The sequence below is a fragment of the Nocardioides psychrotolerans genome (assembly GCF_900113685.1).
GTDB classification, from domain to species: Bacteria; Actinomycetota; Actinomycetes; order Propionibacteriales; family Nocardioidaceae; genus Nocardioides; species Nocardioides psychrotolerans.
Window position 1 is genome coordinate 372,183 of the sequence record NZ_FOQG01000002.1, and the last position, 26,918, is coordinate 399,100.

Sequence of the window (26,918 nt, forward strand, 5' to 3'; positions counted from 1 at the left end):
GCTTCAGAGGTCGAGCATGAACTCGCGACCGTTGCGGCGGAAGCCGACGTGCTCGTAGTAGGCGTTCACCATCCGCGGTGAGGTCCGGACGTGGTGGTAGCCGAGGTCCTTGAGCACGCTGCTGCGGCGCCACACGAACTCACCGGGAGAGAAGTCGCGGTACTTCGGGGTGACGTAGTCGAGCTCGATCAGCGCGATGTCGCCGTCGCGGCGCAGCAGCACGACTCCGACCGTCTCGTCGAGCTTGACGATGACGAAGGCGTGCTGGCCCTCGTCGGGCCGTGTGCCGAAGTCGGGCTGGAACTTCTTGATGTCCGCCTCGTGCGTCGTGAGGACGTGTCGGAGGTATTCGTCGTCGAGGTCGACCTGCACCACCTCGAACGCCGCCTCGTCGTGCCGCTCACAGCTCAGGCGCACGATGAAGACCAGGTTGATCACCGCCAGCACCGCATTCATCCCCACCATCGGCCACACGCCGAGGAGGGCGTTGAACAGCAGCAGGATCAGGCACGCCACCAGGTTGAGCGACCGGAACCGGAGCACACGGGCCTGGAGGAGGGAGAACACCAGCAGTGCGCTGCCGCCCCAGCCGAGGACGTCGAGCCAGTGGTCTTCGAGCCAGGTCATGCGGGCAGATTACTCAGTCCAGACCGAGCGAGAATGCGGACTCCAGGTCGTGCCGCGAGTAGGCCCGGAACGCGATGTGCGTCTCGGTGTCCGTGACGCCCGCGACCTTGTTGAGCTGGTCGGCCACGACAGCTGCCACGTCGTCGTGGTTGCGCACCCGGACCAGAGCGATGAGGTCGATCTGGCCGGTCACGGAGTAGACCTCACTCACGCCCTCCAGAGCAGCGATTGCCTCGGCCACCTCGGGGATGCGGGCGACGTCGGCCTTCACGAACACGATGGCGGTGATCATGAGACGAGCCTAGTCGCTCCGCGCTGCGGCACGTCCGTCACGAGGCCTTGAGCTTCCGCCACGCACTGGCACGCAGGACATCGCCGTTCGAGTCCATGGAGACGACTCGCCAGGTGTAGGCACCCTTGTCCAGCGCGTTCGTGGGCGCCCACGACGTCGCCGAGGTCCTGACCGAGTCCTCGAGGTCGTTGCCCCGACGTAGCTGCCAGTAGTAGTAGGTCGCGCGCGGGGAAGGCCGCCACGTGAACAGCGAGCGGCTGCGCGGAACCGTCTTGCCGGAGCCAGGAGCCACGAGCGTCGGGAGGGTGGCCGTAACCCGGAACGAATTCCAGGGGCCCCAAGCCGATTTGTTGCCGCTGAAATCGCTGCGGCGGATGCGCCAGACGAAGTCCTGGCCGAGGGATTGCAGCGTCTTGGTGGACGCGAACGCCGTCTGACGGATGTTGTAGGCGTAGAGGGCTCGATTGGCCGACGACGCCAGACGGTCGTTGTTGCGGTAGACCTCGAGGTCGTAGTACTTCGCATAGTCAAGGGCTTCCCACCGGAACGGCTGCACGCCCGACACTGCCTGGCCGTTGGACGGGGTCAGCGCTCGAGGAGCGGGCGAGACTTTGGTGAAGGGCCGAGGATCCGACCACGTCAACCCGTTGCCGGCACCATCGATGGCCTGAACACGCCACCACAGCTGACCCTCGGGGTAGGCCCTGGTGAAGGCGGTGTAGGTGGTTTGGTCGACGGTGACGTTGTCGATGACCTCTGTGGAGCCGAACGTCTGACGGTCCGAGACCTGCAGGTGGTAGGACCTCGCGGCCTGACCCGGGTGCTCACCCGTGCTCGGGTCGGTGGCCGCCTGGTTGGTCTCGAGGAAGTCGGTCCAGTCGAACGTCACCTGGTCCTGGAGCAGGGCGCCGGCCGTCGGCGTAACCAGCTGGATGGGGGCTGATTTTTTCTGGAATGCGTTCGTCGCCTCCTCCGGAGTTGGGCCGCACAATCCCTTGGCGTCGCACGACCGGATGAACCAGTAGTACGCCTCACCCGCTTGGGTCTCTGGAAGGGACTGTGTCAACGCCAACCGGGTGTTGGTCGTGGTCGGTAGCGAGACAACGCTTCCAGCGTCTCCGAAGCCCTTCACCATGTTCGTGAACAATCGGTCGTGTGCGAGATACAGGCGGTAGGACGTGGCCCCGATAGCCGGGTTCCAGTCAAAGACGGGCGTGTTCATCATGTTTTCGCAGAGGCGGGGCGGGCTGCTCTGCAGGGAGGCATCGCACGGGTTGGAGCCGTTGCCATCCAGCATCAGTCGTTGACCTGTGACCAACCCGAGGGTCCCCGACGGAGGCGCGGGAGCTTGGTAGGTGAACGAACTCACGCTCGAGAAGACGCTGTTGACACTTTCTGGGCCATCCATCGCGCGCACTCGCCAGAAGTAGCGCCCAGAGGCTTTCGGCAGGCAGGCGTCATCTTCGGGGATCCTCGCGGCTCCCAGTGTGAGGGTCGTCTGCGTCGTGTCGCACGAGACAAAGTTCGTGGAGAATCCAGGATCAGTTCCGACGTACAGGCGGTACGTCGAGGCCAGCCGTGTCGGGGTCCATTGCAGGTACGTGTCGTCGCTGACTGTCGCGCCCTCTGCCGGGTATATCAGTTCAGGCACGGCGTCCCAATACCTTCGAAACTCGCCGGTGCGCTCCGGGTAGATAGGCCACTCCTCGGACTGACCAAGAGCGTTCTTTGCCCGGACCTGCCACCAGTAGGACGCGTTGTCGTAGGTATTGGGCGGCGAGTAAGCCGTACCGGACAGGGTCCGTGCGTCCGTGATGACGTTGAAGTCGTTGTCGGTGCTCACCCGGATCTCGTACGCGACGGCGCCTGGGATGGGATCCCAGCTAAGCACGACCTCCTCCATCTCCGCCGATGTCTCCGTGAGCGTGACGTGGTCGAGTGCGCCGATCCGGTAAGAACGCTCGGTCGAGTCTCGTGTGTTGACCTCGTTGTCGAGGACGGCTCGGACGCGCCACCAGTAGACGCCGTTCGGCTGGGGTTCAGCGACGACCAAGGAGGTCGTGTCGGTCTCCAGCGTCTGGGTGTCGACCCAGTCGTGCTCCACACCGTCGATCTCGACTTCGTAGTGCTCGGCGCCCGGGACCGGGGCCCATGTCAGGACAGGGGGAGACCCCGGCTGTTCCAGCGTCGTTCCCGACACCGGGCCGATCAGGGCCGGCCCGCTCCTGCGAGCGGGGGTGAATGATGACGTCGCCCACTTGCTGTCTCCGGCGCTGGTGCTCGCCCGCACCCGCCAGAAGAGCTTGGCTACCGGCAGCACCTCGTCAGGAGTGAACTGCGTGTTCTCCGTGTCGTTGTCGTCGACCAGATCGTCAAAGCTCGGATCGGTTGCGATCTCGACGTCGTAGGAGGTCGCCCGCGCCACGGGCTTCCAGGTCAAGACCAGGGAGCTTGTGGACGCGTTGACGGCCTTCAGACCGCCCGGCTTGGCGACAGCCGCCTGTGCCGGCGGGGCGCCGGCCACGACCAGCAAAGGCAGCATCACCGCGCTCATCAGCAACGCGGTTCGCCGACGGATAGATCCCGAGATATTCATCATCGTCCTTGCTTCCTCATTGACTCCCAGCAGGCTAAGAGGAAGGCCGAATGTGGTGACGGCAAAAGCGCGAGGTGTGGCCTATCGGCTCGGCTCGTAGTCATTTCGAGTCAGTTGCCGAGCAGCGCCGTCCACGGGGCAGGTCCACTCGCCGTCGACCTCGATCAACCGGATGGTGGGGGACTCCAGCCACCGCAGCAGGCGTTCGGTCTCCTCGGCGGTGGCAGCTGGCAGTGGACCGTGCGACGGAAGCACCGTTTCGGCCGACTCCTTGAGGGACGCCACGAAGGCGAGGGCGTCCCCGCCGGGAGGGATGACGCCGGCGGCCGCGAGTCGGCCGTAGCGCATGACGTGGACGACCCAGCGGCCGTCCTCCTCACGTCGGCCGGCGACCACTTCCGGGCACCGCGTGAGCGAGGTCAGGCGCTGGGTCCGGGCGGCGGCTCGGACGAAGGACGCCAGCCGGTCGCGGTGGACGCCGGCCTCTTCGAATCGCTCGTCGGCCGCCAGAGCCGCCATGCGCTGGTTGACGAGCTCCACGACCTGGTCCGGCTGCCTCAGCAGGGTGTCGCGGAGCTGGCGGACGACCGCTGCGTAGGAGTCGTGGTCGACGCTGCCGTCGCAGGGTGAGAGACAGCGGCCGAGCTCGGCGAGCACGCAGGCGGAGCGTGACGGGGAAAGCGCGAGGCGGTCGGTGCACTGGCGGATCGGGAACGTCTCGTGGAGGGCGGCGAGACACTTCTCGGCCATCGACCGTGAGCCGAAGGGGCCGAGGTAGTCGGCGTCGTCATCGAGGACCTTCTTCACCAGCGACAGGCGTGGCCAGGCCTCGCGGGTTAGCTTCACGAACGTGACCTTCTCGGGGAATCGCGAGCGACGGTTGTAGCTCGGCTTGTGCTCGGCGATGAGTCGCAGCTCCCTGACTTCCGCCTCGAGCGGGGTCGCGCACTCAATCGCCTGGACGGTCGAGGCGAGGCGCACCATCTCACCCATGCGGGAGCGCGTCTCGGAGGCGGTGAAGTAGGAGCGGACCCGGGTGCGGACGTCGCGCGAGGTCCCGATGTAAAGGACGCGAGCCGAGTCGTCCTTGAAGAGGTAGACGCCGGGGGAGTGCGGCAGGCCGTCGGCGAGGTGGCGCTTGCGCCGCTGCGTGGCCGAGACCCGCGAGGAATAGGTCTGCAGCTCCTCCAGGGTGTGCACCCCCTGCGTCCCGAGGCGCTCCATGAGCCCGTAGAGGACGTCGACGGTTGCGCGGGCATCGGAGAGCGCCCGGTGGTTGGGGGTGGTCGTCGCGCCGAACAGGCGCGCCAGGGAGGAGAGCTTGCAGTTGGGGGCGTCGTCGCGGGTGATGACCCGGCGCGCGAGCTTGGCGGTGTCGACCACCTCGAAGGCCGGCCACGGGCGCGACTGCGCCTCGGAGAAGTGACGGAGGAACCCGACGTCGAAAGGGGCGTTGTGGGCGACCAGCACGGTCCCGGCGGCGAACTCCAGGAAGGACGGCAGCGCAGACTCGATCGGCGGGGAGTCGACGACCATCGAGTTGGTGATCCCTGTGAGGACGGCGATGAAGGCCGGGATCTGGGTCTCTGGGTTGACCAGCGTCTGGAACTCACCCAGGACCTCGCCGCCACGCACCTTGACGGCGCCGATCTCGGTGATCATGGACCCGCCTGCTGCCGAAGCGCCGGTGGTCTCGAGGTCGACGACGGTGAACGTGACGTCCCGCAGCGGCCGCCCCAGCTCGTCGAAGCTCCGCTGGGACTCCCAGCGGGAGGGGTGCTGCACTGCCTGACTCATGATGCTGACCGTAGGACCGGGCACCGACATCCCACGGGAGCCGCGCGCATAGGCTCGCCCTGTGACTGCATCACTCCCGGACGCCGCCCACCGCTGGCGATGCGGTGGCTGCGGCAACCTCACTCGCTTCGACGTGACGCGGACGCGGCGTACGCAGGAGTTCTGGCACTTCGACCTCGCGGGCGACCACCGGGTCGAGGAGGTCGAGGTGCGCGGTGAGGACGTCGAGGCGGTGACGTGTCGCTGGTGCGGCCGCAGCGATGCGATCGAGGTGCTTCCTCGGAACGACGCCGACTTCTCTGCAGATCCTTCCTGAGGTCAGGAATCAACCGGACGGGTACCAGAGCTCGTCGAGCGCGAACCGCTCACCGATCGAGAAGTCGTACTGCACCATCCGTAGGTCGGCGAGAAGGCTGCGTGCTCGCGAACTCAGCTCGTCCTCGGCGACCTCGTCGCCCGTGGCGGTGATGAAGCGACCTTGCTCCATGGCAGTGATCTCTCCTCGTACGGCTTCGAGCAGCGCGTAGTACGGAGGCAGCTCCGCCCCGACCGTCTCGAACACCAGAGGCAGAAACTGCGTCGGACTCGTCAACGGCATCTCCCGTGGTGCGTTGCCCTCGCTGGACCAGACGAAGAAGGGCGTCTGGTAGAGCGCTAAACCAGAGTTCTTCTCTGCGGCCTCGTCACCGTAGATCCCGGGCTGGTGATCGCCGTAGAACACGACGACTGTGTCCTCGTCGGAGGCCTCCAGGGACTGGAGGAAGCCCGATAAGGCTTGGTCGGTGTGCTCGAGCCCGCGCGCGTACTGCCCGATCGTCTGGTTCTGGGCCTTGTCGAAACCCTGGACCTGGAGGGGGTCGTCGTAGGTGTCGGTGACGGGCACGTGGTTCTGCATGGTGACGAGGTTGATCAAGAGGGGGGCATCGGATGCCGAGATCTGCCCCAGGGTCTCGTCGAAGGCGGAGGCGTCCGAGATGAAGTCGCTGTCGTCGATCTTGGTGGTCTCGCGCATCGTCGTGTCATGGATGAACTCGTCGAATCCGAGAGTCTCGTAGACCTCGTCGCGCTTGTACATCCCAGTAAAGTACGGGTGGATGGCGATCGCACGATGCCCGTTGTCGACGAACCATCGGACGGCTGACGGGTAGGACTCATAGTCCGAGACCATCATTTGGTAGGGGGTGCTCATCTGCGGCTCGAAGAGCGCCAGGGACTGACCCGTCAGCGCTTCGAACTCCATGTTGGCGGTGCCCCCGCCGTAGAGCTGGGCGAGCATTGCGCCTGAGGTCGTGGATGCCATTGTGGCCCGGGTGCGGGGGATCGGGTCTCGGTCGAGGGTGAATCCGTCCAACTTCGTCGGGTCGCTGAAGGCCTCGCTCAGCACCAGCACCACGTTGACGTCGTCGAGGCCGGTCGAGGACCGTCCAACGTTTCGTCCGTCTGCCAAGGTCGTGTAGCGAGCGACGATGTCGTCCATCGCGGCTTCGCTGTAGCCCGTCGGCGTCGCCATGGCGCGGATGGGCATGTTGTAGAGGAAACCGCCGACGAACCCGTTGTCGTGGTAGTTAAGCCGCTGGTACCAGAAGCGCCACTTGGCGTCCTTGGCCTCGTAGACCTGGCGCCAACCGTTGCCTGGCTGGTTGAAGTGGGTCGTGCTCGAAAGCAACCCGACGCAGGTTGCCGCGACGAGGAGCCTTGCCACCAGCAGGGACCACCACCAGTGTGGGGCCTCATCTCGTCGCACCCGACGGAAGTGTCGATCCATCTTTCGACCGGCTAGAACTGCTGCGGCGATGATCACCAGCACGACGACTGCGGCAGTCGTGAGCTGACCGGGGCTCGTCATGGTCAGCAAGAACCTCGGGTTTCCCAGGAAATCGAGGTCGCTCGGATAGAGCGGCTCCTGGCGCACAGCCAGCTTGGCTCGGGTGACAGCAGCCACGACGGACACCAGCGCCAGGAGGAGGCCCATGGACAGCCACAGGCGATTGGTCAAGCTGACGAGTCCCAGGAGAACCACCCAGAGCACCAGCGAACCCAGGAGCCAGCCGTAGCTGTGGACGAAGAGCTCGTACCACGGCGGGCCCGGCATCCCGAGCCATACCGACAGCTCAAGCACGACGTCACAGATCACTGCCCACAGTGGGGTGTAGAGCGTGGCGATGAGAAGCGTCCGGATCCGCTTGGCCCCTGGGACGAGTCGCTGCGCGGCCGCGCCAGGGGTCGCTGCATCGTTCTCGGGCTCGAGACTGGTCATCAGCACCGTCCGAGCCTAGGACGAGGGGACCCCCCAGGCCCCGAAACCGCCAGAAGGTAGTCCGTCCTGACCATGCGGGACCCCCGAACGGTGGAGTTGAGCGAAGACTCCGGAGCCAATGTCGGTGGGCCCTGCAAGCCTGGTGGGCATGACGACGAGAATCGACTGCGACACCTGCGTGGTGCGCGGCCTCGCATGCCACGACTGCGTGGTGACCGTGCTGCTCGGGCCGCCGCCCGAGCTGACCTTCGACGACGACGAGCGACGGGCGTTCGACGTGCTCGCCGCCGGGGGGCTGGTCCCGCCCCTGCGCCTGGTCCAGTCGGTGGCGCCTCCCCACGTCGAGTCGGCGTGAGACCGGAGTTGGCCAGGCGGTGGCACGGCGACTAACCTGACCCCTTCAGGCATTCGTGGAAGTGGGCCACCAGGGTCCGCGCGGAGGCCGCGTCGAGTTCTAGGTTGCCCTCGGGCGTCCGGGAGCCGGGGAACCAACTCATCTGGGGTGGATCTCCCGCAAGGCGTCGCGTGGGTGACCACGCGGCTGGAGCGGGAGTAAGGCAAGTCGTGCCTGAACCCGTCAGCTCACCCGGTAGGCGTACGACACGCAAGGGAGACCGCCCGCTCGTGCGGAAGCGATTCATCACTGCCTTTTCGGCGCTAGCCATGGCCACCACCATCGGGCTCGTCCCCACCACGTCGGCCCAAGCCGAGCCGGAGATCAGTGACGTGCAGGCGCGCGTCGACCGGCTCTACCACGAGGCTGAGCAGGCCTCGGAACGCTACAACGACGCCAAGATCGAGCTCGACGCGCTCCAGCGCGACCTCGACTCGCTGCGCGCCGACCAGGAGCGCCAGGACGCCGAGCTCGGCGACGTCCGCGAGCAGGTCCAGGACTCGCTGCTGCGCCAGTTCGAGGGCCAGGGCATCTCGGCGGTCGGCGAGGTCTTCGTCTCCGACGACCCCAGCGCCTTCCTCTCCCAGCTCTCGACGATGTCGACCTACGACAACTACCAGGACGCGCTGCTCGACGACTACGCGACCGAGGTCAAGGCACTCGACATCCGTCAGTCGGCCACGAACACTCGCCTGGGCCAGGTGAGCGCGAGCGAGGAGAAGCTCGCCGCGGAGAAGGCCACGATCGACGACAACCTCGCCGAGGCCGAAGGCCTGCTCGAGGACCTCAAGGAGGAGGAGCGCGCCGCGATCCTCTCTCGCAGCTCGAGCGCCGCGCCTGCGGACGTGCCTGATGTCCCGGCCTCGGGCCGCGCCGCGGCGGCCGTCGCCTACGCCATGGCCCAGGTCGGCGACTCCTACGTCTACGGTGCCGCCGGGCCGAGCGCGTTCGACTGCTCCGGCCTGACGATGATGGCCTGGGCTGCAGCAGGTGTCGCGCTGCCGCACTCGTCCTCGATGCAGTACAGCTCCGGTGCGGCCGTAGCGGCCAGTGACCTGCAGCCCGGAGACCTTGTCTTCTACTACAGCCCGATCAGCCATGTCGGCATGTACATCGGCAACGGCATGATCGTGGATGCCGCCAACCCCGGCACTGGGGTGCGAATCGCCGAGCTCTATTCCATGCCCTACGTCGGTGCGGTCCGTCCTGGCTGACGCACCCACCCCGAGAACCGGTCGCCCACGATGGTGGGTGGCCGGTTTTTCGCTGCTGGTGCTCGTCGCGGCCGGTCTCGTCGTCTGGTCGGTCGCCGGGTCCGAGCCCTACGTCGCTCCTCGTCCCGAGCAGTCGGAAGCGCGGGTGAGCCCGGCCGAGGCGTCGCGGACGCTCAACCTGCTCGTCGAGGCCGTTGAAGGCCGTGATGCCCCGGCCGCGACCCGGCTGGCCCCTGCGGACGACACGGTGGCGGCGGAGCTGCTGGCCTCGGTCGTGGAGAACGCAGGGCTCCTCGACATCGAGGACTTCGCCCTGCGCTTCATCGACGTGTCTGGCGCCATCGGGGAGGACGGCACCTGGACGGCCGCCGTGGACGCCACCTGGGCCTTCGGCGGCTTCGACCCCGGCCCGTCGAGGGCCGAGATGCTGGTGCGCTTCACCAGCGCCGGGGGAGGCGCATCGATCGTCGACCTCGGCGGTGGGGACCGCGTGACCCCGCTCTGGCTCGCCGGCCCTGCGACGGTCCGACAGACCTCGGACGTGCTGGTGCTCGCCGAGGGCACGGGCGCCGCCGTGGAGCGTTCTGCCGACCGCTACCTCACGCGGGGACGTGTCGCCATCCCCGTCGTGCGCCAGGTCCTGCCGCAGTGGCGGGGGCCGTTGGTGCTCGAGGTCCCTGCCACGGAACAGCAGTTCGATCGGAGCCTGGACGCCGAGCCGGGGGACTACTCCGGGATTGCTGCCGTGACGGCCAACCCCGACCTGTCCAGCGCGCCGGGCGCTCCGGTGCACGTCTTCATCAACCCCGGTCAGTTCGACGCGCTCCGGGCGCAGGGCGCGCAGATCGTCATCACCCACGAGGCCGCACACGTCGCCACCCACGCGGCGAGCACGCGGTCGATGCCCCAGTGGCTGCTGGAGGGCTTCGCCGACTATGTCGCCCTGCGCGACGTGCCCCTGCCCGACAGCCGCACAGCGGCGCAGGTGATCAAGCAGGTGCGGGCTGACGGACTCCCGAACACGTTGCCGGGGCTCACCGAGTTCGATGCGACGACCGGTCGTGCGGGAGCGGCCTACGAGGCGTCCTGGATCGCCTGCCGCGTGCTGGCCCAGCGCGGAGGTGAGGCCGCGCTGGTGAGCTTCTACGACAGCGTGAAAGACGGAGCGACGGTGGAGGCGGCGCTGCAGAAGGTGTTCTCGTGGAACGAGCAGCAGCTCATCGGGTCGTGGCGGACCCGGCTGGCAGACTTGGCGGCGTGACGAGCCCGGATCGCAGGACTGCCCTCGGCGTCGTGGCCGTGGGGGGCGTGATGTTCGCGGTGCTCGCAGCGCTGCTCGTGCCGTGGAACCCCGTGCCTGGTGGCGACCTGCGGCCGCTCGACGCCGGCTCGGTCTTCACCGTCGAGCAGATCGCCAGGGCGGAGGACTACTCCCGCTGGGCACGCACCTTGAGCTACGGCTCGCTGCTCGTGTCGCTGGTGGTCGTGCTCTGGCTCGCCTTCAGCGGACGAGGGCGTCGTTGGTTCTCCTGGTTGCCCGGACCGTGGTGGGTCCAGGTCATTCTCGCGGTCGTACTGGTCGAGGTGCTACGCCGCGTCGTCACTCTCCCGTTCGCGGTGTTGTTGCGACGCGAGCAGCTCGACGTGGGGCTCTCGACGCAGGCATGGAGTGGCTTCGCCGTGGACCTGGTCAAGGGCGAGCTGGTGAGCATCGTGGCTACCTCGCTGGGCCTTCTTGCGCTCATGGCCTGCGCGCGTCGGTGGCGCCGCGCCTGGCCGGCGATCGCCGGTGCGGTCCTCGGGCTGTTGGTGCTCGCGGGGTCGTTCGTCTACCCGCTGCTGATCGAGCCGCTCTTCAACGACTTCCAGGAGCTGCCGGACGGTCCGCTGCGCACGGAGATCATGCAGCTCGCTGACGAGGAAGGGGTGCAGGTCGGTGACGTGCTGGTCGCCGATGCGTCCCGTCGTACGACGACGTTGAATGCTTATGTCTCCGGCTTCGGCGGCACGCGTCGCGTCGTCGTCTACGACAACCTCGTCGACGACCTGCCGCGTGACCAGGCGCTGTCGGTGGTGGCGCACGAGCTCGCGCACGCGCGGCGCAACGACGTCGTGGTCGGCACGGTGCTCGGGGTGGCCGGGACGCTGGTGGGCGTGGGCCTCTTGTCGCTGGCGCTCGGCGGCCTACGCCGGCGGGGTCATCCGGGACTCGCTGACCCCGCGGTAGTGCCGCTCGTCCTGGCCCTGCTGGCGATCGGAACGCTGGTGAGTGCGCCGGTGCAGAACACCATCAGTCGTCAGGTCGAGACCCGAGCTGACGTCGACGCAGTCCGCACCACCGGTGATGCGGACGCCTTCATCGGGATGCAGACCCAGCTGATGCTGCGTTCGCTCGCCGATCCGAAGCCGTGGGCGCTGACGCAGCTCTGGTTCGGGAGCCATCCGGTCGGGCTGATGCGAATGGCCCTCGCCGAGCGGATCGCAGGCGACGGGTAGTCGCGCTGATCCGACCTGCGAGGGCCATCGATGTCTCATCGGGAACACGTGGCGCTAGCCGCAGCTGGCACTGACAGTCGACTGGGCTTCGAAATCGTCGCAGGTGTCAGTGAACAATTCCCGTACGGGGCCGCCGAACGCAATGACGGTCAGCGTGATCACTACTGCTATGCCAGCGATCAGGAGTCCGTACTCCACCGACGAGGCGCCCTCATCCGCTGCTGTCCGCACTCATGCGCCGAGTTCTATGAGCAGGTAGAGGAGATGGTCGAGTTTGAAGTGGTGATCTCGGTGCAGGTGTCGGTGAACGCCTCCTTGATCACCGGGCCTAGCGCGAAGACAGCGACGACGATGAGCGCCGCGATGCCGGCGATCAGCAGGCCGTACTCGACGGCGGACGCGCCACGCTCCTCCATGGCGGAGAGGCGGGCGTCGAGGAGAGCGCGGAGGTAGGTGATCATGGGGAGCTCCTAAAAGCGAAGGATCGGTGGTCCACAGGGAGAGGACCTCACACCCAGAATCATCGTGGAGGGGCGGGTTGACCGCGTCCTGCTAAGAGATCAACCCCACTAGTCACAATTGACTAGCCCAACCCCAGGAAGGATGAGTTCGCCCATACCTGCCTGGGTATTCGAGGGAAGTGCGCTCAGCGCTCGGTGGGCGAGATGCTCGACAGGAGCCCGATCCGCATGGCGGTGACGAGGGCCTGGGCGCGGTTGGAGGCGCCGAGCTTCTGGTAGATCCGGGCGATGTGGGACTTGGCCGTGGACTCGCTGAGGTAGAGTTTTTCGCCGATGGCGGAGGCGCCGAGACCGTCGGCGAGCAGCAGCAGGACCTCGTGCTCGCGGTCGGTCAGCTTGGTCGACTCCGAGGCCTGGCGACGCATCATCGCGCCGACGAGGCCGGTGCAGACGAAGGACCGTGGGGAGACGGCTGCGTGGCGGGCCGCCTTGACGACCTCGGAGGACGGGGCGTCCTTGCCGACGAACCCGGATGCGCCGGCCTGCATGGCCGCGAAGATCTGGTCGTCGCCCGAATGCATGGTCAGCACGATCAGGCCGACGGTGTCGCTCTTCTTGCGGACCGTGCGGACGATGTCGAGCCCGGTGCCGTCCTGGAGCTGCAGGTCGGCGATGACGACGTCGGGGGAGAGCGCGTCGTATTTGCTGAGAGCTTCGGAGACGTTGGCCGCGACGCCCACGATGCTCATGTCGTCCTCGAGGTCGATCACGCCGGCGAGGCCGTTGCGGATCAGCTCGTGGTCGTCGACCAGCAGGATGCGGACGGGGCCCTGACTCATGCGCTCACCTTGTCAGAAGAAGCGGTCGTGGTCGACGACCCGGGCCGCGAGGGGATCGCGCCGGAGCCGCCGACCTCCACCGAGACCGTCAGGCCACCGTGGGGGTTGTCGGTAATGGTCAGGTCGGCGTTGATCAGCTCCGCGCGCTCGCGCATGATCTTCAGGCCGTGCGAGTCGCTCCTGGCCTGCTGCAGGCCGAGGCCGTCGTCGGAGACGGTGATGCGGGCACGCGGCGCGTAGACCTGGCAGACCACGTCGATCGAGGTGGCCTGGGCGTGCTTGACCGCGTTGTTCATCGCCTCCTGGGCGATGCGGAAGAGCTCGGCCTCGATCTCGGCGCGCAGCCGGGTGGTGTGCTCGTCCAGCGTCACTGTGATGGGCACTCCGGAGACCTCGCTGAGGTGACGGGCCACGGACCCCACGGCCGCCCCGAGGCTCTCGCTCTCACCGACGCTGGTGCGCAGCGTGAGCACCGACTGCCGCACCTCGGCGACGACGGCGGTGATCCGGTCGCGGAGCATGGCGAGCTGCTTGGCCTGCTCCGGAGAGGCCGGGCGCGCCGCGAGCGCGTCGACGACGTAGCCGAGGGAGGCGATGTCCTGGGCGATCCCGTCGTGCATCTCGCGGGCCAACCGTCGTCTCTCGTCGGCCGTGGCCGCGTCGCGGAAGTCGGTGAACAGCAGCGCGGTGTCGAACTGGACGGCCCGACCCGCGAGGCTGTCGACGACGTCGTCGATGCCGGAGAGCAGCCCCTTGTCGACCCGGTCGGACAGGGTGCCGGCGACGACGGCGGTGTCGCCGAGCGGGAAGGCGAACGTGCGGTCCTCGGTGACCGTGACCGAGCGGGCCCAGGCCTCGGCGGCGAGTCGCTCGGCGTCCTCGAAGCCTTCGGTGGAGTCGGTGGACTCGGTGATCAGCGGGATCAGGGTCTCGCCGCGGGGCACGTAGAGGACCAGGACCGCGGTCGGCAGCTGGTCGCGGACCCCGCTGAGGATGGCGCCGCCCATCGAGTTGACGTCGAGGCCCGAGCTCAGGCCGGCCGACAGGTCGATCAGCTCGCGCAGCAGGCTCTGGGCGTAGCGGTAGGGGCCGACGGGATCGGGATCCTCCAGCAGCGTCGAGCGGACGAAGGTCGCCACGAAGCCGACACCGACACTGGTGACGGTCCACGTGAACGCGCCAAGACTGACCTCGGCCGTGAGGTCGCGGTCGAGAACCAGGTAGGCCACTCCGACGACGGCGGCCAACTGCGCCGAGGCGGAGAAGGCGACACCCGGAAGGCCGCGGTGCAGCCCGGCGATGAAGGGGGGCACCGCCATGGCGGCCAGCACGCCGAGCGTGGACTGGAGGGCGATGCCGCAGAGCGCCCCCACCGCGACCGCCTCGATCATGGAGACGAGCGGGTTGTAGCGTCCCCGGCGGGTCGCGATCTGCATGATGGCCCAGAGCAGGGCGAAGGCCGGCAGCGTCAGGATGGCAGCCAGGTCTTTCCCGTAGAGCACGGGGCCCGTCATGGCCGCCAGGACGAAGAAACGCGCAGCCAGCGTCAGGCGGTAGAGCTGCCGAGCGCGCATGCCGTCCCCTTAACCGAAGCTGTCCAAGATACTGATGACGGCCGGCCCCATGACCGCGATGAACAGACACGGCAGGATACAGAAGATCAGGGGCACCGTGATCTTGACAGGCACTTGCTGCGCCTTCGTCTCGGCGCGCTGACGTCGTTTGACCCGCATCTCGGAGGACTGCACCCGCAGGACGGCGGCGACGGGGATGCCGAAAGCGTCGGCCTGCACCATGGCACTGACGAAGGCCTTCACATCGGGGACGTTGGTGCGCTCGGAGAACGCTCGCAGTGCACCGGAGCGTCCCTGGCCGATCTGCATCTCGCGCAGCACCCGGGAGAACTCCTCGCCGAGCGGGCCATCGGTGTTGCGGGCCACCTGCTGGAGGGCGGCGTCGAAGCCGAGGCCGGCCTCGACGCTGATCGTGAGCAGGTCGATGGCGTCGGGCAGCTCGCGCTCCATCTTCTGGGAGCGGTCGTAGGTGGCCTGGTAGAGGTAGAGGTCGGGCACGAAAAACCCGAGCACCAGGCCCCCGAGCGTCATCAGCAGCCGGAGCGGGAGCCCGACGCCGAGCAGCAGGGAAAGGGCGAGGCCGACGACCGCCAGGGCGATCGCACCGATGACCTTGCCGGAGACGACCCGGTCCACGCTCCAGTCGCGGGGGTTCCCGGCGAAGTCGAGCTTGCGGCGCACCCGCTCGGCAGCGTCGGCGCCGGTGAGCCGACGACCCACCCGCAGGGCCCGCTCCTGCAGCGGCTCGAGCACCCGCTCGCCGAAGGGGCGGTCCAGGTCGGACGTCATCTCCTGCGGCGCGCTGTCCATCGCCTGGAGCAGGGCCAATGAGCGGGTGACCCCGCCCTCGGGGCGCGCCGGACCGATTGCCATGCCGATGAGGACGATGGCGGCGACGAAGAGCATCACACCCATGATCAGCAGCAGCGTCATGTCACACCTCCACCTTCACGAGCTTGCTCATCCAGAATGCTCCGAGGCCGAGGAGCGCGCCGGCCATGGCGAGCATCAGCCACCCGCGAGGGTCGGTGAAGAGCACCATCACGTAGTCGCGCTGGGCCACCAGCAGGTAGAGCAGGAACAGCGGCGGCAAGCCGCCGAGCACGTACGCCGACAGCTTGCCCTCGGCGGACAACGCAGCCACCTGGCGGCGCATGTACTCGCGCTCACGCATGGTCGCGGCCACCGTGTTGAGCAGCTCGGAGAGGTTGCCGCCGACCTGTCGCTGGATCTTGATCGCCATGACGGCCCAGGCGAAGTCCTTGCTCTCGAAGCGCTCGGCCACGCCCTCGAGAGCATCCTCGAGGGAGACGCCGAGCCGTGTCTCGACGAGCACCCGCTTGAACTCCGACGAGATCGGGGCACTGCCCTCGCGCACGATGGTGTCGACCGACTGAGCCAGGGAGAGCCCCGCGGAGAGCGAGCCCGACATCAGCTGGAGCGTGTCGGGCAGCTGTGAGTTGAACGCCTTGCGACGACGGCTGCGCCGCAGCCCGAGGTAGACCCACGGGCCCACCGCGCCCAGCACCAGGAAGAAGCTGCCGAGCAGCAGGCTGCCCCGCCCGAGCAGCAGCCCCACGAGCCCGGCCGCGACGAAGATCGCCGTGTGGATGAGCAGCCACTCCGACGCCTTGAGCTCGCTGCCGGCGCCGTCGAGGCGGAGGCTGATCCGGTCCTCCAGGCCCTTGTTGCGGCGCAGCACCTGGGCGGCGGCTTCCTTGGCCTGGGTCAGGGGCTGCTCCGACTCTGGCTTGGCGGCCGGGCCGTCACCGGGGCGCGCGGTGTAGAGCGAGACCCGCTCCTCGACCGACAGCGGCCGGCTGCGTCGGGGGACGAGCAGGAGGAGGAGCAGCGCGAGGCCGAGCGCGAAGACCGCGATGCCGGCGTACTTGACCCACGAACCCGGGCTCCAGCCGGCCTCGGAGGACGACGAGGGCTGCTCGGAGGCGACCTCGTCCTGCACGGTGGTGAAGGCCGCGGCGACGATCGGGCCGGTCGCGGTGCCGAGCGTGACCTCGACCTGGGCCTGGGTCGCGGTCACGGTCGAGGGCACCTGGACGGTGACGAGGACCTGGCGGGCCAGGACGTCGGCCTCCTGGGAGAACGTCTCCTGGAGTGCCTCGGGGGTCGCCGCGATGACCTGGCCGTCGCCGGCTGCGGCCAGCTCCTTCAGGGCAGCGACCGCGGCACCGCGCTGTCCGAGGGACACGACGTCGACCAGGATCTCGGCATCGCTGATCGAGCGGGTGACGGAGCCGAGGGGCGTGGTGCTGGTGTCGGCACCGTCGGAGAGCACCAGCAACGAGCGCTGGCCCTCGGTGCCGGCCATCGCGACGGCACCCAGGACCCCGTCGTAGAGGCGGGTCTGCTGGGCGAGCTCGAGGGCCTCGACCACCGCGACCGCGGCGGCGCGGTCCTGGGTGGGGGCCAGGCTGGCGGTGACCTCGGCGGCGAAGCTGACGATGCCGACGTAGACGTCGTCGGGCACCGTGTCGAGGAAGACCAGCGCCGCGGCCTTCGCCGAGACGAAGCGGTCGCCCTTCATGGAGTTGCTCGTGTCGATCGCGAGCACGGCGGTCCGCCGGACCTGCGTCGAGCTCGCGGCCGGCGCGGCTTCGGCGTCAGCCCTCGTGCCGTCCACGGTGACGGTCACGTCCGCCAGGTCCACGTCGGCGTCCGCGGGGACTGACACCAGGAGCTGTAGTCCGGAGGCGGTGGGCTCGGCGTGCGCGATCGTCCCGTCCGCGGCCCGGGCGCCGGTCGCGGCCAGCAGGACCAGCAGCCCGGCGACCAGGGCCGTCGGGAGGAGGGAGCGCGGGCGGAGTGACTGGCGAGACATCAGCGGGTCACATCCGGTCGGTGTGGAACAGCATCGGGTCGACGGTCACGTTGGAGTAGGCCATCTTCTCGAGGAACTTGGGGCGCAGCCCCGTGGAGCGCAGGCGCCCGAGCGTGCGGCCCTCGCCGTCGAAGCCGGCGGTGTTGTCGAAGACGAAGATGTCCTGGAGCGTGATGACGTCACCCTCCATGCGCTCCACCTCGGTGATGTGGGTGATGCGCCGCGAGCCGTCCTTGAAGCGGGTCTGGTGGACGACCAGGTCGACCGCGGAGGCCACCTGCTCACGGATGGCCCGCACCGGCAGGTCCATCCCCGCCATCAGCACCATCGTCTCCATGCGCGAGAGCGTGTCACGGGGTCCGTTGGAGTGCAGCGTGCAGATGGAGCCGTCGTGGCCGGTGTTCATCGCCTGGAGCATGTCGAGCGCCGAGGCGTCGCGCACCTCGCCGACGATGATCCGGTCGGGCCGCATGCGCAGGCTGTTCTTGACCAGGTCGCGGATGGTGACCGCGCCCTTGCCCTCGATGTTGGAAGGGCGCGACTCCAACCGCACCACGTGGTCCTGCTTGAGCTGGAGCTCGGCGGCGTCCTCGATGGTGACGATCCGCTCGTCGTCGGGGATGAAGGACGACAGCACGTTGAGCGTCGTCGTCTTGCCGGCGCCCGTGGACCCGGAGACGATGATGTTGAGGCGACCGCGCACGCAGGCGTCGAGGAAGTCGGCGGTCTGCGGCGACAGCGACCCGAAGGTGATCAGGTCGTTGACGGTGAGCGGGTCGGTGGCGAACTTGCGGATCGTGAGCGCCGAGCCGTCGACGGCCAGCGGCGGCACGACGGCGTTGACGCGGCTGCCGTCGGGCAGGCGGGCGTCGACCATCGGGCTCGACTCGTCGACCCGGCGGCCGATCCGCGACACGATCTTGTCGATCGTGCGTCGCAGGTGGGCCTCGTCGGCGAACGACGCGTCGGCCGGGACCAGTCGGCCGGACTTCTCCAGCCAGATGCTGTTGGGCCCGTTGACCATGACCTCGGAGACGTCCGGGTCGCGCAGGAACGGCTCGATCGGTCCATAGCCGAGGATGTCGTCGCTGATCTCCTGGGTGACCCGGGCCCGGTCGCTGCTGCTGAGCGGTCGGTCCTGGCGGCCGAGCACGTCGGCCAGCACGGCGCGCACGCGTTTGTCCAGCTCGTTCTGGTCCATGTCGGCGTCGTAGAGGTGCGGGCCGAGCTGCTTGAGCAGCTCGACGTGGACGCTGGACTTGAGCTCCTCGATCCGGTCGTGCTGCGTCGCCGCGAGCGTGCGGCGTTGTCCCGCCGTGGGATCCGCGGCCTTCGTGGGGACGCGACGTGCGGCGGCGGCGACCGCGGCAGCGGCAGCGGCAGGGTCGAGGCTGACCGTGCCGGGAGCGGCGTCGGCCTCGGGGGCAGCCGCACCCTCGACGGGGTCGGACCCGGGTGCGCGGTCGCCGGAGCGACGGGCGGCCGCCAGCCGGTCGGAGAGGCTACTCATGCGCGGTCACCGCTTCCTCCTGAAACGTCCGCGCCGGACCGGCTCCTCGACCAGCGCGGGGGCGGCGTCGCCCCCGGCCGGAGCGGAGACGGACTCACCGGCCAGGCGGCTGGCGAGTCCCATGATCGCGGTGCTGGACGGGTGGTGGGGCTTCTCGCTGACGATCGGGTTGCCGGCGTTGGTGGAGGCCGCGATGTCGATGGACGTGGCAACCTGCGTGGCGATGCTCATCCCCAAGATCGCCTCGACCTTGTCGGTGCCGATGCCGACGAGGTCGTCGGCCCGGTTGAGCAGCAGGTGCCGGTGCCCACGAGCGATGTCGAGCATCTCGAGGGTCTCGAGGGCAACCTTGACGTTCTTGAGCGTCGGCACGTCGAGGGTCGCCACGATGACGCACTCGTCGGACTGCTCGAGGGCGGTCAGGGTGACGTCGTCGAAGGCCGGCGCGGTGTCGACGACCACGTAGTCGAAGCTCTCCTTGAGCGTGCGCAGCACGCGCAGGACCAGCGCAGCACTGACCCGGTCGCGCACGTCGGGGTGCGACGGGGCGGCGAGCACCAGCAACGAGTCGTGGTGGCGGGTCAGCAGCCCATCGAGCATCGCCATGTCGATGGAGTCCTCGGAGCCCACCGCCTGCTCGATCGAGTGGGTGGGGAACAGCTGCATCGTGATGGCCACGTCGCCGAAGGCCAGGTCGAGGTCGACCAGGCAGACCCGACGTGCACCCCGCTCGGTCAGCGCCAGCGCCAGGTTGACCGACATCGTCGTCTTGCCGACCCCGCCCTTGGGCGAGAAGACGGTGACGACCTTGCCGACCTGCCGGGCACCCGAGGGGCCACGCAGGGCGGTGAAGAGCTCGTGGGAGCGGGCCACGGCGGCCGTGACGGCCTCCAGGTCGGCAGCCGGTACGACGTCACGCGCGCCTGCCTTCATGGCCCGGGCCAGCACGGCCGTGTCCAGGACCTCGCGCACCAGCACCACGCTGATCGTGGGGCGTGTGACCCGCAGGTTCTCGCACACCGCCGCCGCGGCGTCGAGGTCGACGCTCGGGCCCAGGACCACGACGTACTCGTCGGAGTGCTGGTCGAGCCACGCGTGCATGCGGTCGGGGGCGGTCACCGCGTGCGCTCCGGGCGGCATGGCCTTGAGCAGCGTGGTCGCGGTGGGGTTGTCAGGCTCGACGAGGACGGGCATCAGGTCACCGGAAGAGGTTCTCGAAGATGATGCCGAGGTCCGCGTCGACCTTGCTGCTGTCCGAGAGGAGGCCGAAGACCAGCTCTCCGTTGCGGTCGGCGTAGATGGTGCGCTCGACCTCCTTCTGGTTCAGTGCGAGGGTCAGCAGGGTCCGGGGAAGCTGCTCGACGGTCTGGGCGCCGCTGGGGTCCTCGGTCGTGGTCGTGGTGACCTGCGTGGTCGATCCGGTGCCGAGCACGAGGACCCGCTCGTGCAGGATCCGCGCGACGTTCTGGCCGGAGCGGGGGTCGAGGCCGTACCAGTAGATCGTCACCTCGGCGCCCGGGTTGACGAAGCCGGCGACCCGCTCGGGGTCACCGAGGTCGACGGTGATGGCCTGCTGGCCGTCGGGGATGGGCAGCGTGGAGGTCGCCTCGACGTCGGTGGCCGCACCGAACTTGGCAGGCAGCAGCTGCTCACCGGGGTAGATCGTGGTGAGAGCGACCAGGTTGGTGAAGACCTCGCCGTCACCGCTCGCGCCGGGCACGACACTGGTGGAGGTGACCTCCGACTGGACGATCTTGCCGGCAGCAAGCGCGGCGGCGACGCTCTCGCCGCTCTCGATCTGCTGGGTCGCCACCAGCACCTGCACGGTGTCGAACTTCTCCTGCGCGCGGTTCTCGGCGCCTTGTGCGTAGAGGAAGACGAGGGCCGCGCCGAGGGCGGCGACGACCGCGGCGGCGACCATGAGAATCCTGCGACGATCCATAGCTGTGGTGCCTCTCCCTGACCAGGACCGGAGCACGGTCCAACTGTCACCCGAACAGCAGGATGACCTCCACAGGCCCCTTCGGCTGCTCGACGTCAAACTTTAGGGGCATGGGCGTCCCCTAGGTCGCACTAACGCCGAAATCCGTTCGATCGGTTGATCCGGAGCCGACAGTGAGCGCGAGCGGCCTGGCACTGGCCTGGCACTGGCCTAGGGCAGGTAGAGCGCCGCGACCTCGTCCTTGCACTCGCGCATGACGACGTTGCGCTTCAGCTTGAGGCTTGGCGTCAGCTGACCGCGCTCCTCGGTCCAATCGTCCGGCAGGATCGTGAACTTGCGGATCGACTCGGCCTTGGAGACCGCCTTGTTGGCCTCCTCGACGGCCGCCTCGACCTGCGCACGCAGGTCCGGGTCGTCGACGTGGTCGGCGATCGACCCGCGCTTGCCGTGGGCCTCGGCCCAGGCAGGGAAGGAGTCCGGGTCGATCGTGACGAGCGCGGCGATGAAGGGCTGCCGGTCGCCGACCACCATGCACTGGCTGACCAACGCGTGGGCGCGGATCCGGTCCTCGAGCGGTGCCGGGGCGACGTTCTTGCCGCCGGCCGTCACGAGGATCTCTTTCTTGCGACCGGTGATCCGCACGAAGCCCTCGTCGTCGACCTCGCCGACGTCACCGGTGTGGAACCAGCCGTCGCGCTCCATCGCCTCGGCGGTCGCAGCCTCGTTGTTCCAGTAGCCGGCGAAGACCTGGCCGCCTTGGAACAACAGCTCGCCGTCGTCGGCGACCCGCACGGCCGTGCCCGGGATCGGGCGTCCGACCGTGCCGACCTTCATCGCGTCGGGGACGTTGACGGTCAGGGCGCCAGTGGTCTCGGTGAGGCCGTAGCCCTCGAGGATCGTCAGCCCGATGCCGCGGTAGAAGTGGCCGAGGCGGTCGCCCAGCGGGGCGCCGCCGGACACCGCGTGGACGCAGTGGCCCCCCAACGCGTCGCGCAGCTTGGCGTAGACGAGCCGGTTGAACAGCGCGTGCTGGGCCTTGACGGCGATCGAGGTGCGCCCGCGACCTGGGTCGAGCCCGCGCGACCAGCTGATCGCGGTCTCGGCGGCACGAACGAAGATCGCGCCCTTGCCGTCGGCCGTGGCCTTCTGCGAGGCAGTGTTGAACACCTTCTCGAACACCCGCGGGACCGCGAGGATGAAGGTGGGCTTGAACTCCTGGAGGTCGTCCAGCAGGTGCTTGATGTCGGAGCTGTGCCCCAGGCGGGTGCGGGTCTTGATCGCACCGACCTGGATGATGCGAGCGAAGACGTGGGCCAGCGGCAGGAAGAGCAGCGTCGAGCCCCCCTCGTCGCCGAAGAGGGCCTCCAGCTCGTCCACCGCGACGCCCAGCTCGAACATGAAGTTGCCGTGGGTGAGCATGCAGCCCTTGGGCCGCCCGGTCGTGCCCGAGGTGTAGATCAGCGTCGCGAGGTCCAACGGCGTCGCCGTCGTACGACGGATCTCGAGGTCGGCGTCGGAGACGTCCTCACCCAGCCGGGACAGGACGTCGACCGCGTTGTCGGTGATCGACCAGACGTGGTGCAGCTCGGTGAGACCTCCGCGCACCTCGGTGATCCGCGCCAGGTGGGCCGGGGTCTCGGCGACGACGGCCGTGGCGCCGGAGTCCTCCAGGATCCACGCGACCTGCTCGGCCGACGACGTCTCGTAGATCGGGACCGTCACGGCACCGGCGAACCAGATCGCGTAGTCGAAGAGCGTCCACTCGTAGCGGGTCTTGGAGATCAGGGCCACCCGCTCGCCGGCCTCGATGCCGGCCGCGATCAGGCCCTTCGCGACCGCACTGACCTCGGCGAGGAACTGGACGGAGGTGACGCCCTCCCAGCCGTTGTCGCCGCGTCGGCTGAAGGTGACGGCGTCCGCGGCGTCGCGGGCGTTGACGACGACGTCGTCGGTGAGGTTGCCCGTCGCCGGGATCTCGATCGTCAGGGGCGTCGAGAACTCGCGCACACTTCCTCCTGGGGCTTGCCATGTGACCGACAGGGCAGGCTACCGCCGACCGGCCTGACCCTGCCCATCCGGTAGCATCGCGCATCCGATCCGCCCACGCTCCCGGGAGCCAGCAAGGGGTTGCACGATGGCCGAGCAGACCACGTCCTCCATCATCGTCGACGCCCCTGCGGCCGACGTGATGGCGGTCATCGCCGACTTCCCCGCCTACCCCTCGTGGGCCAAGGGCGTGACGGTTGCCGACGTGCGTTCGTCCTCCGGTGCTGCGCAGGGTGGGCGCGCCGAGCAGGTGTTCTTCGCCCTCGACGTCTCGCCGATCAAGGACGAGTACACCCTCGCCTACGTGTGGGACGGCGACCGCGAGGTCACCTGGACCCTGGTCGAGGGCAAGATGCTGCGCTCGCTCGACGGCGCCTACGTGCTGCGCGACCTCGGCAACGGCTCCACCGAGGTGACCTACCGCCTGGCCCTCGACGTGTCGATCCCGCTGATCGGCATGCTCAAGCGCAAGGGCGAGAAGATCCTGATCGACACCGCGCTGAAGGGTCTGAAGAAGCGCGTCGAGTCCCTCTGACGCGTGCGCATCCTCCTCTTCACCGGCAAGGGCGGCGTCGGCAAGTCCACGATCGCAGCCGGTACGGCGGCCCTCGCGGCCGCCGCAGGTCAGCGCACGCTGGTGCTGTCGACCGACGCCGCTCACTCACTGGCGGACGCGTTCGGCGCGAGCGTCGGCTCCGACCCCACCGAGGTCGCGGACCTGCTCTTCGTGCAGCAGGTCGACGCCCAGCTGCGCTTCGAGCAGTCGTGGGCGCAGATCCAGGGCTACCTCCTCTCCGTGCTCGACGTGGCGGGGGTCGATCCGGTCGCGGCCGAGGAGCTCACCGTCCTCCCGGGCGCCGAGGAGGTCCTCGCGCTGCTCGAGCTGCGCCTGCACGCGTTGGCGGGGGAGTGGGACGTCATCGTCGTGGACTGCGCGCCGACCGCCGAGACCCTGCGGCTGCTCGCGCTGCCCGAGGCGCTCGGCTGGTACATGGAGCGCGTCCTGCCCACGCAGCGTCGCGTGATGAAGGCGCTCAAGCCGGTCCTCTCGCGCGCGGCCGGGGTGCCGATGCCCGGTGACGGCGTCTTCGACGCCCTCGAGAGGCTGCACGCCGAGCTCGACGAGGTGCAGGCGCTGCTCGCGGGTCCCGACGCCAGCGTGCGGCTCGTGATGACCCCCGAGACGATGGTCCTCGCCGAGGCCCGCCGCTCCTACACGAGCCTCTCGCTCTTCGGCTACCGCGTGGACGGCGTGGTCGCCAACCGGGTCTTCCCAGCCGAGGACGCCGACGACTGGCGCGCCGGCTGGGTCCTGGCACAGGACGCCGTGCTCGGGCAGGTCGAGGAGTCGTTCACCGGGCTGCCGATCTGGCGCTCGGTCTACCGGGCCACCGAGCCCGTCGGGGTGGAGGCGCTGAAGCTCCTCGCCGCCGACGCCTACGACGGCGCCGACCCGCTCGCCGTACCGACCGGGCGCGGGCCGTTCCGGGTCGACCGGACCAGCGCGGGAGCGGTGCTGCACCTCGCGTTGCCGTTCGTCTCGCGCGCCGAGGTCGGTCTCGCGCGCAACGGCGACGAGCTCGTCGTGACCGTGGGGTCGTATCGTCGCCTTCTCACGCTTCCTCCCGGGCTCGCGCGACTCCGGGTCGCGGGCGCCAAGGTGGACGCGGGAGAGCTGCAGGTCCGCTTCCGCGATCCTGCGGCCGATTCCGAGACAGACGGCCCGGCAGGGGAGAAGGTGACATGAGCGAGCCACAGGACCCCAGCGGGCCTCAGGAGCCCGTCGGCAGCGTCGGCGAGGAAGCAGCCAAGCTCCTCGGTGCCTTCTCCGACTGGGCCAAGGACCACGGCGCCGACATGGGCGTCGGGCTCGGTGGGCTCGCCGGGGCGGCTGCCGCCTCGCTGCAGGACGTCAACGAGCACCTGGCCACAGGCGGCGCGGAGTGCACCTACTGCCCGCTCTGCCGCACGGTGCACGCCGTACGACAGACCAGCCCGGAGGTGCGCGCTCACCTGGCCACCGCTGCGGCCGCCCTGATGCAGGCCGCCGCCGGCCTCATGGCCACGCCGGTGCCGCCCGAGGCCCGCGCGCGCGGGGTCGAGCAGATCGACCTCGACGACGGTGACCAACCCGACGACGCTGACGACCTGGACGGACAGTCATGACCCTGGCATGTGGAGTCGACGTCGGCGGCACGAAGATCGCGGGCGCGGTCGTCGACCTCGAGGGGAAGATCCTCGAGGAGGCGCGCGTGGAGTCGCCGGCGATGGACGCCGAGGCGATCGAGCAGGCCATCGCCGACCTCGTCGCCGACCTGCGGTCGCGCCACGAGGTCGAGCGCGTGGGCATCGGGGCGGCCGGCTACGTCGACGCCAAGCGCGCCAGCGTGATGTTCGCGCCCAACCTGGCCCTGCGCGACGTCGACCTGAAGTCGGAGCTGGAGCAGCGCATCGGGCTGCCGGTCGTCGTCGAGAACGACGCCAACGCCGCGGCCTGGGGCGAGTTCGCCTTCGGCGCGGGCGCTGACGTCGACGACCTGCTGATGGTCACCGTCGGCACGGGGGTCGGGGGCGGCATCGTGCTCGACGGCCGGCTCTACCGCGGCGCCTTCGGGCCCGCCGCCGAGATCGGCCACCTGCGCGTCGTGCCCGAGGGCCACCTCTGCGGCTGCGGGCAGCGCGGCTGCCTCGAGCAGTACGCCAGCGGTCGGGCCCTCGTGCGTGAGGCCAAGACGGCCGCGGCCGGTGGCGTCGACGCCGCGGAGCCGCTGCTGGCCCTGGCCGGGGGTGACGCCGAGGCGATCACCGGCCCGCTGGTCACCGAGGCCGCCCAGGCCGGTGACCCCTTCAGCATCGAGCTCATCGCCTCGCTGGCCCGCTGGCTCGGGGGCGGCATCGCCTCGTTGGTCGCGGTGCTCGACCCCGCGGCCGTCGTCATCGGCGGCGGCGTGAGCGAGGCCGGCGACCTGCTGATGCTGCCGCTGCGCAGCGCCTTCGAGTCGCAGCTGAGCGGTCGCGGCCACCGCCCGGTCGCCGAGATCCGGCTGGCGACTCTGGGCAACAAGGCAGGCGTCATCGGCGCCGCCGACCTGGCCCGTCACTGATGGGCCTCCCCTGATGCGTGTCGCGACGGGGCTGCACCTCGGCGTCGACATCGGTGGCACCAAGGTCCTCGCCTGCGAGGTCGACGAGAACGGTGAGGTGCTGCGCTCCACCCGTCGCGACACGCCCGACCGGCACGCCGACCCCCGCCTCCTCGACGACGCCGTGACCTCGGCGGTCGAGGAGCTTGCAGCCGGACGTGAGGTCACCGCGGTGGGCCTCTCGGTCGCGGGCCTCGTCGACCACGACCGGGTGCACTTCTCGACCCACCTGCCCTGGCAGGAGGACGACACCCTGATCCGCCTCACGGAGCGCTGGGGCGTCCCGGTCGTCATGGACAACGACGTCGCCTGCGCCGCCGTCGCCGAGATCGCGTACGGCGCCGGCCGGGGTGGGGAGTCCTTCCTGCTGGTCACCGTCGGAACAGGCATCGGCGGCGCGATCGTGCACGCCGGGTCGGTGCTGCGCGGCGCCCACGGGATGGCCGGCGAGTTTGGCCACGTCCGGGTGGTGCCCGAGGGGCACGACTGCGAGTGTGGGCTGCGCGGCTGCCTGGAGCAGTACGCCAGCGGCAACGCGCTCGTCCGCCTCGCGGGTCCCGGCTATGCCGATGGCCCCGCCGTGACGGCCGCTGCCATCGCCGGCGACGGCAGCGCGCTGCAGGCCCTGACCTCGGTCGGCGACTGGCTGGGAGTCGGGCTCGGCGGCCTCGTGTCGTCGTACGACCCGGAGCTGGTGGTCATCGGCGGCGGCGCCTCCGAGGCGGGCGACCTGCTGCTCGAGCCGGCCCGCCGAGCCATGGCCCGCTCGGTCGTCGGCACCGGGCACCGACCGCTCCCGGCGGTCGTGGTGGCGCAGTGCGGCCCCGCTGCGGGCGCCGTGGGTGCGGCGCACCTGGCGCGCACCGCTCGCTCGCGCTGATGGTGCGCTGA

The 26,918-nt window shown here is 69.2% G+C and carries 24 protein-coding genes and 1 riboswitch; of the genes, 10 read left to right on the forward strand and 14 right to left on the reverse strand.

Features of this window, described 5'->3' with window-relative positions; translation table 11 throughout:
* Positions 1-3: 3 nt before the first annotated feature.
* From BM204_RS03960 to BM204_RS03975, 4 genes are all read right to left on the reverse strand, one after another.
* Positions 4-627 carry a YgjV family protein gene (locus BM204_RS03960; protein WP_091110549.1) on the reverse strand — a complete coding sequence of 208 codons (624 nt, stop codon included), beginning with the start codon at positions 625-627 and terminating at the stop codon, positions 4-6.
* A 13-nt stretch (positions 628-640) separates the two neighbouring features.
* The gene (locus BM204_RS03965) at positions 641-919 is read right to left on the reverse strand and encodes an Lrp/AsnC family transcriptional regulator (RefSeq protein ID WP_091110551.1); all 279 of its coding nucleotides are present in this window, start codon (positions 917-919) and stop codon (positions 641-643) included.
* 37 nt (positions 920-956) lie between these two features.
* Positions 957-3,518, reverse strand: coding sequence for a fibronectin type III domain-containing protein (locus BM204_RS03970; protein WP_091110553.1), 2,562 nt, complete (start codon positions 3,516-3,518; stop codon positions 957-959).
* A 78-nt stretch (positions 3,519-3,596) separates the two neighbouring features.
* Positions 3,597-5,312, reverse strand: coding sequence for a DEDD exonuclease domain-containing protein (locus BM204_RS03975; RefSeq protein ID WP_091110554.1), 1,716 nt, complete (start codon positions 5,310-5,312; stop codon positions 3,597-3,599).
* Between the two features lie 61 nt (positions 5,313-5,373).
* Between BM204_RS03975 and BM204_RS03980 the strand changes: the two genes are divergently transcribed.
* Positions 5,374-5,628, forward strand: a complete 255-nt coding sequence (locus BM204_RS03980) for a hypothetical protein (RefSeq protein ID WP_091110556.1) — start codon at positions 5,374-5,376, stop codon at positions 5,626-5,628.
* 9 nt (positions 5,629-5,637) lie between these two features.
* On the opposite strand, the gene BM204_RS03985 is transcribed toward BM204_RS03980, so the two are convergent.
* Positions 5,638-7,569 carry an LTA synthase family protein gene (locus BM204_RS03985; RefSeq protein WP_246165925.1) on the reverse strand — a complete coding sequence of 644 codons (1,932 nt, stop codon included), beginning with the start codon at positions 7,567-7,569 and terminating at the stop codon, positions 5,638-5,640.
* Positions 7,570-7,717: 148 nt separating this feature from the next.
* On the opposite strand from BM204_RS03985, the gene BM204_RS03990 reads away from it, so the two are divergent.
* The 4 genes from BM204_RS03990 (at position 7,718) to BM204_RS04005 (ending at position 11,673) form a co-directional block, all read left to right on the forward strand.
* Positions 7,718-7,924, forward strand: coding sequence for a hypothetical protein (locus BM204_RS03990; RefSeq protein WP_091110559.1), 207 nt, complete (start codon positions 7,718-7,720; stop codon positions 7,922-7,924).
* A gap of 95 nt (positions 7,925-8,019) precedes the next feature.
* A riboswitch (cyclic di-AMP (ydaO/yuaA leader) is annotated at positions 8,020-8,180 on the forward strand.
* Positions 8,181-8,232: 52 nt separating this feature from the next.
* On the forward strand, positions 8,233-9,177 hold the full coding sequence (locus BM204_RS03995) for a C40 family peptidase (RefSeq protein WP_091110560.1): 945 nt from the start codon (positions 8,233-8,235) through the stop codon (positions 9,175-9,177).
* Positions 9,178-9,214: 37 nt separating this feature from the next.
* Positions 9,215-10,438 (forward strand): gluzincin family metallopeptidase, encoded by a 1,224-nt coding sequence (locus BM204_RS04000; RefSeq protein WP_091110562.1) that lies wholly within the window; start codon positions 9,215-9,217, stop codon positions 10,436-10,438.
* Positions 10,435-11,673, forward strand: a complete 1,239-nt coding sequence (locus BM204_RS04005) for a M48 family metallopeptidase (RefSeq protein ID WP_246165897.1) — start codon at positions 10,435-10,437, stop codon at positions 11,671-11,673. The genes BM204_RS04000 and BM204_RS04005 overlap by 4 nt, the downstream gene beginning before the upstream one ends.
* 245 nt (positions 11,674-11,918) lie before the next feature.
* Here BM204_RS04005 and BM204_RS04015 read toward each other — a convergent pair whose 3' ends face one another.
* The 9 genes from BM204_RS04015 to BM204_RS04055 all read right to left on the reverse strand — a co-directional run bounded on the left by BM204_RS04015 (position 11,919) and on the right by BM204_RS04055 (position 22,845).
* A complete protein-coding gene (locus tag BM204_RS04015) occupies positions 11,919-12,134 on the reverse strand; it encodes a Flp family type IVb pilin (protein ID WP_091110567.1) in 216 nt (71 codons plus the stop codon).
* Between the two features lie 185 nt (positions 12,135-12,319).
* Positions 12,320-12,973, reverse strand: a complete 654-nt coding sequence (locus BM204_RS04020) for a response regulator transcription factor (RefSeq protein ID WP_091110568.1) — start codon at positions 12,971-12,973, stop codon at positions 12,320-12,322.
* Positions 12,970-14,547 carry a sensor histidine kinase gene (locus tag BM204_RS04025; protein WP_091110569.1) on the reverse strand — a complete coding sequence of 526 codons (1,578 nt, stop codon included), beginning with the start codon at positions 14,545-14,547 and terminating at the stop codon, positions 12,970-12,972. Before BM204_RS04025 ends, BM204_RS04020 begins: the two co-directional genes overlap by 4 nt.
* Positions 14,548-14,556: 9 nt before the next feature.
* Positions 14,557-15,480: a type II secretion system F family protein gene (locus BM204_RS04030; protein ID WP_091110571.1), complete on the reverse strand. Its 924-nt coding sequence runs from the start codon at positions 15,478-15,480 to the stop codon at positions 14,557-14,559.
* Position 15,481: 1 nt separating this feature from the next.
* Positions 15,482-17,386, reverse strand: coding sequence for a type II secretion system F family protein (locus tag BM204_RS04035; RefSeq protein ID WP_091110572.1), 1,905 nt, complete (start codon positions 17,384-17,386; stop codon positions 15,482-15,484).
* A 7-nt stretch (positions 17,387-17,393) separates the two neighbouring features.
* The gene (locus BM204_RS04040) at positions 17,394-18,896 is read right to left on the reverse strand and encodes a TadA family conjugal transfer-associated ATPase (RefSeq protein ID WP_091110574.1); all 1,503 of its coding nucleotides are present in this window, start codon (positions 18,894-18,896) and stop codon (positions 17,394-17,396) included.
* A 6-nt stretch (positions 18,897-18,902) separates the two neighbouring features.
* A complete protein-coding gene (locus tag BM204_RS04045; protein WP_091110576.1) occupies positions 18,903-20,090 on the reverse strand; it encodes a CpaE/TadZ family protein in 1,188 nt (395 codons plus the stop codon).
* A gap of 4 nt (positions 20,091-20,094) precedes the next feature.
* Positions 20,095-20,817 (reverse strand): Flp pilus assembly protein CpaB, encoded by a 723-nt coding sequence (gene cpaB / locus BM204_RS04050; protein WP_170259072.1) that lies wholly within the window; start codon positions 20,815-20,817, stop codon positions 20,095-20,097.
* A 231-nt stretch (positions 20,818-21,048) separates the two neighbouring features.
* Positions 21,049-22,845 carry an AMP-dependent synthetase/ligase gene (locus BM204_RS04055; RefSeq protein ID WP_091110579.1) on the reverse strand — a complete coding sequence of 599 codons (1,797 nt, stop codon included), beginning with the start codon at positions 22,843-22,845 and terminating at the stop codon, positions 21,049-21,051.
* A gap of 127 nt (positions 22,846-22,972) precedes the next feature.
* On the opposite strand from BM204_RS04055, the gene BM204_RS04060 reads away from it, so the two are divergent.
* From BM204_RS04060 to BM204_RS04080, 5 genes are read left to right on the forward strand one after another with little or no spacing between them, the layout of a single operon-like run.
* Positions 22,973-23,419, forward strand: coding sequence for an SRPBCC family protein (locus BM204_RS04060; protein WP_091110581.1), 447 nt, complete (start codon positions 22,973-22,975; stop codon positions 23,417-23,419).
* A gap of 3 nt (positions 23,420-23,422) precedes the next feature.
* Positions 23,423-24,631 carry an ArsA family ATPase gene (locus tag BM204_RS04065; protein WP_091110583.1) on the forward strand — a complete coding sequence of 403 codons (1,209 nt, stop codon included), beginning with the start codon at positions 23,423-23,425 and terminating at the stop codon, positions 24,629-24,631.
* On the forward strand, positions 24,628-25,050 hold the full coding sequence (locus BM204_RS04070; RefSeq protein ID WP_091110584.1) for a hypothetical protein: 423 nt from the start codon (positions 24,628-24,630) through the stop codon (positions 25,048-25,050). The genes BM204_RS04065 and BM204_RS04070 overlap by 4 nt, the downstream gene beginning before the upstream one ends.
* Positions 25,047-25,988 carry an ROK family glucokinase gene (locus BM204_RS04075; protein WP_091110586.1) on the forward strand — a complete coding sequence of 314 codons (942 nt, stop codon included), beginning with the start codon at positions 25,047-25,049 and terminating at the stop codon, positions 25,986-25,988. The genes BM204_RS04070 and BM204_RS04075 overlap by 4 nt, the downstream gene beginning before the upstream one ends.
* 13 nt (positions 25,989-26,001) lie before the next feature.
* Complete coding sequence (locus BM204_RS04080; protein ID WP_091110587.1) at positions 26,002-26,907, forward strand: ROK family protein; 906 nt, start codon at positions 26,002-26,004, stop codon at positions 26,905-26,907.
* Positions 26,908-26,918 lie beyond the last annotated feature (11 nt).

Coding starts and splice junctions, on each gene's coding strand:
- BM204_RS04070 (WP_091110584.1), top strand. CDS start 24,628: ATGAGCGAGCCACAGGACCCCAGCGGGCCTCAGGAGCCCGTCGGCAGC.
- BM204_RS04080 (WP_091110587.1), top strand. CDS start 26,002: ATGCGTGTCGCGACGGGGCTGCACCTCGGCGTCGACATCGGTGGCACC.
- BM204_RS03995 (WP_091110560.1), top strand. CDS start 8,233: ATGGCCACCACCATCGGGCTCGTCCCCACCACGTCGGCCCAAGCCGAG.
- BM204_RS04025 (WP_091110569.1), bottom strand. CDS start 14,547: ATGCGCGCTCGGCAGCTCTACCGCCTGACGCTGGCTGCGCGTTTCTTC.
- BM204_RS04075 (WP_091110586.1), top strand. CDS start 25,047: ATGACCCTGGCATGTGGAGTCGACGTCGGCGGCACGAAGATCGCGGGC.
- BM204_RS04020 (WP_091110568.1), bottom strand. CDS start 12,973: ATGAGTCAGGGCCCCGTCCGCATCCTGCTGGTCGACGACCACGAGCTG.
- BM204_RS03975 (WP_091110554.1), bottom strand. CDS start 5,312: ATGAGTCAGGCAGTGCAGCACCCCTCCCGCTGGGAGTCCCAGCGGAGC.
- BM204_RS03960 (WP_091110549.1), bottom strand. CDS start 627: ATGACCTGGCTCGAAGACCACTGGCTCGACGTCCTCGGCTGGGGCGGC.
- BM204_RS03970 (WP_091110553.1), bottom strand. CDS start 3,518: ATGATGAATATCTCGGGATCTATCCGTCGGCGAACCGCGTTGCTGATG.
- BM204_RS04060 (WP_091110581.1), top strand. CDS start 22,973: ATGGCCGAGCAGACCACGTCCTCCATCATCGTCGACGCCCCTGCGGCC.
- BM204_RS03990 (WP_091110559.1), top strand. CDS start 7,718: ATGACGACGAGAATCGACTGCGACACCTGCGTGGTGCGCGGCCTCGCA.
- BM204_RS03985 (WP_246165925.1), bottom strand. CDS start 7,569: ATGACCAGTCTCGAGCCCGAGAACGATGCAGCGACCCCTGGCGCGGCC.
- BM204_RS04015 (WP_091110567.1), bottom strand. CDS start 12,134: ATGATCACCTACCTCCGCGCTCTCCTCGACGCCCGCCTCTCCGCCATG.
- BM204_RS03965 (WP_091110551.1), bottom strand. CDS start 919: ATGATCACCGCCATCGTGTTCGTGAAGGCCGACGTCGCCCGCATCCCC.
- BM204_RS04040 (WP_091110574.1), bottom strand. CDS start 18,896: ATGAGTAGCCTCTCCGACCGGCTGGCGGCCGCCCGTCGCTCCGGCGAC.
- BM204_RS04030 (WP_091110571.1), bottom strand. CDS start 15,480: ATGACGCTGCTGCTGATCATGGGTGTGATGCTCTTCGTCGCCGCCATC.
- cpaB (WP_170259072.1), bottom strand. CDS start 20,817: ATGGTCGCCGCCGCGGTCGTCGCCGCCCTCGGCGCGGCCCTCGTCTTC.
- BM204_RS04035 (WP_091110572.1), bottom strand. CDS start 17,386: ATGTCTCGCCAGTCACTCCGCCCGCGCTCCCTCCTCCCGACGGCCCTG.
- BM204_RS04045 (WP_091110576.1), bottom strand. CDS start 20,090: ATGCCCGTCCTCGTCGAGCCTGACAACCCCACCGCGACCACGCTGCTC.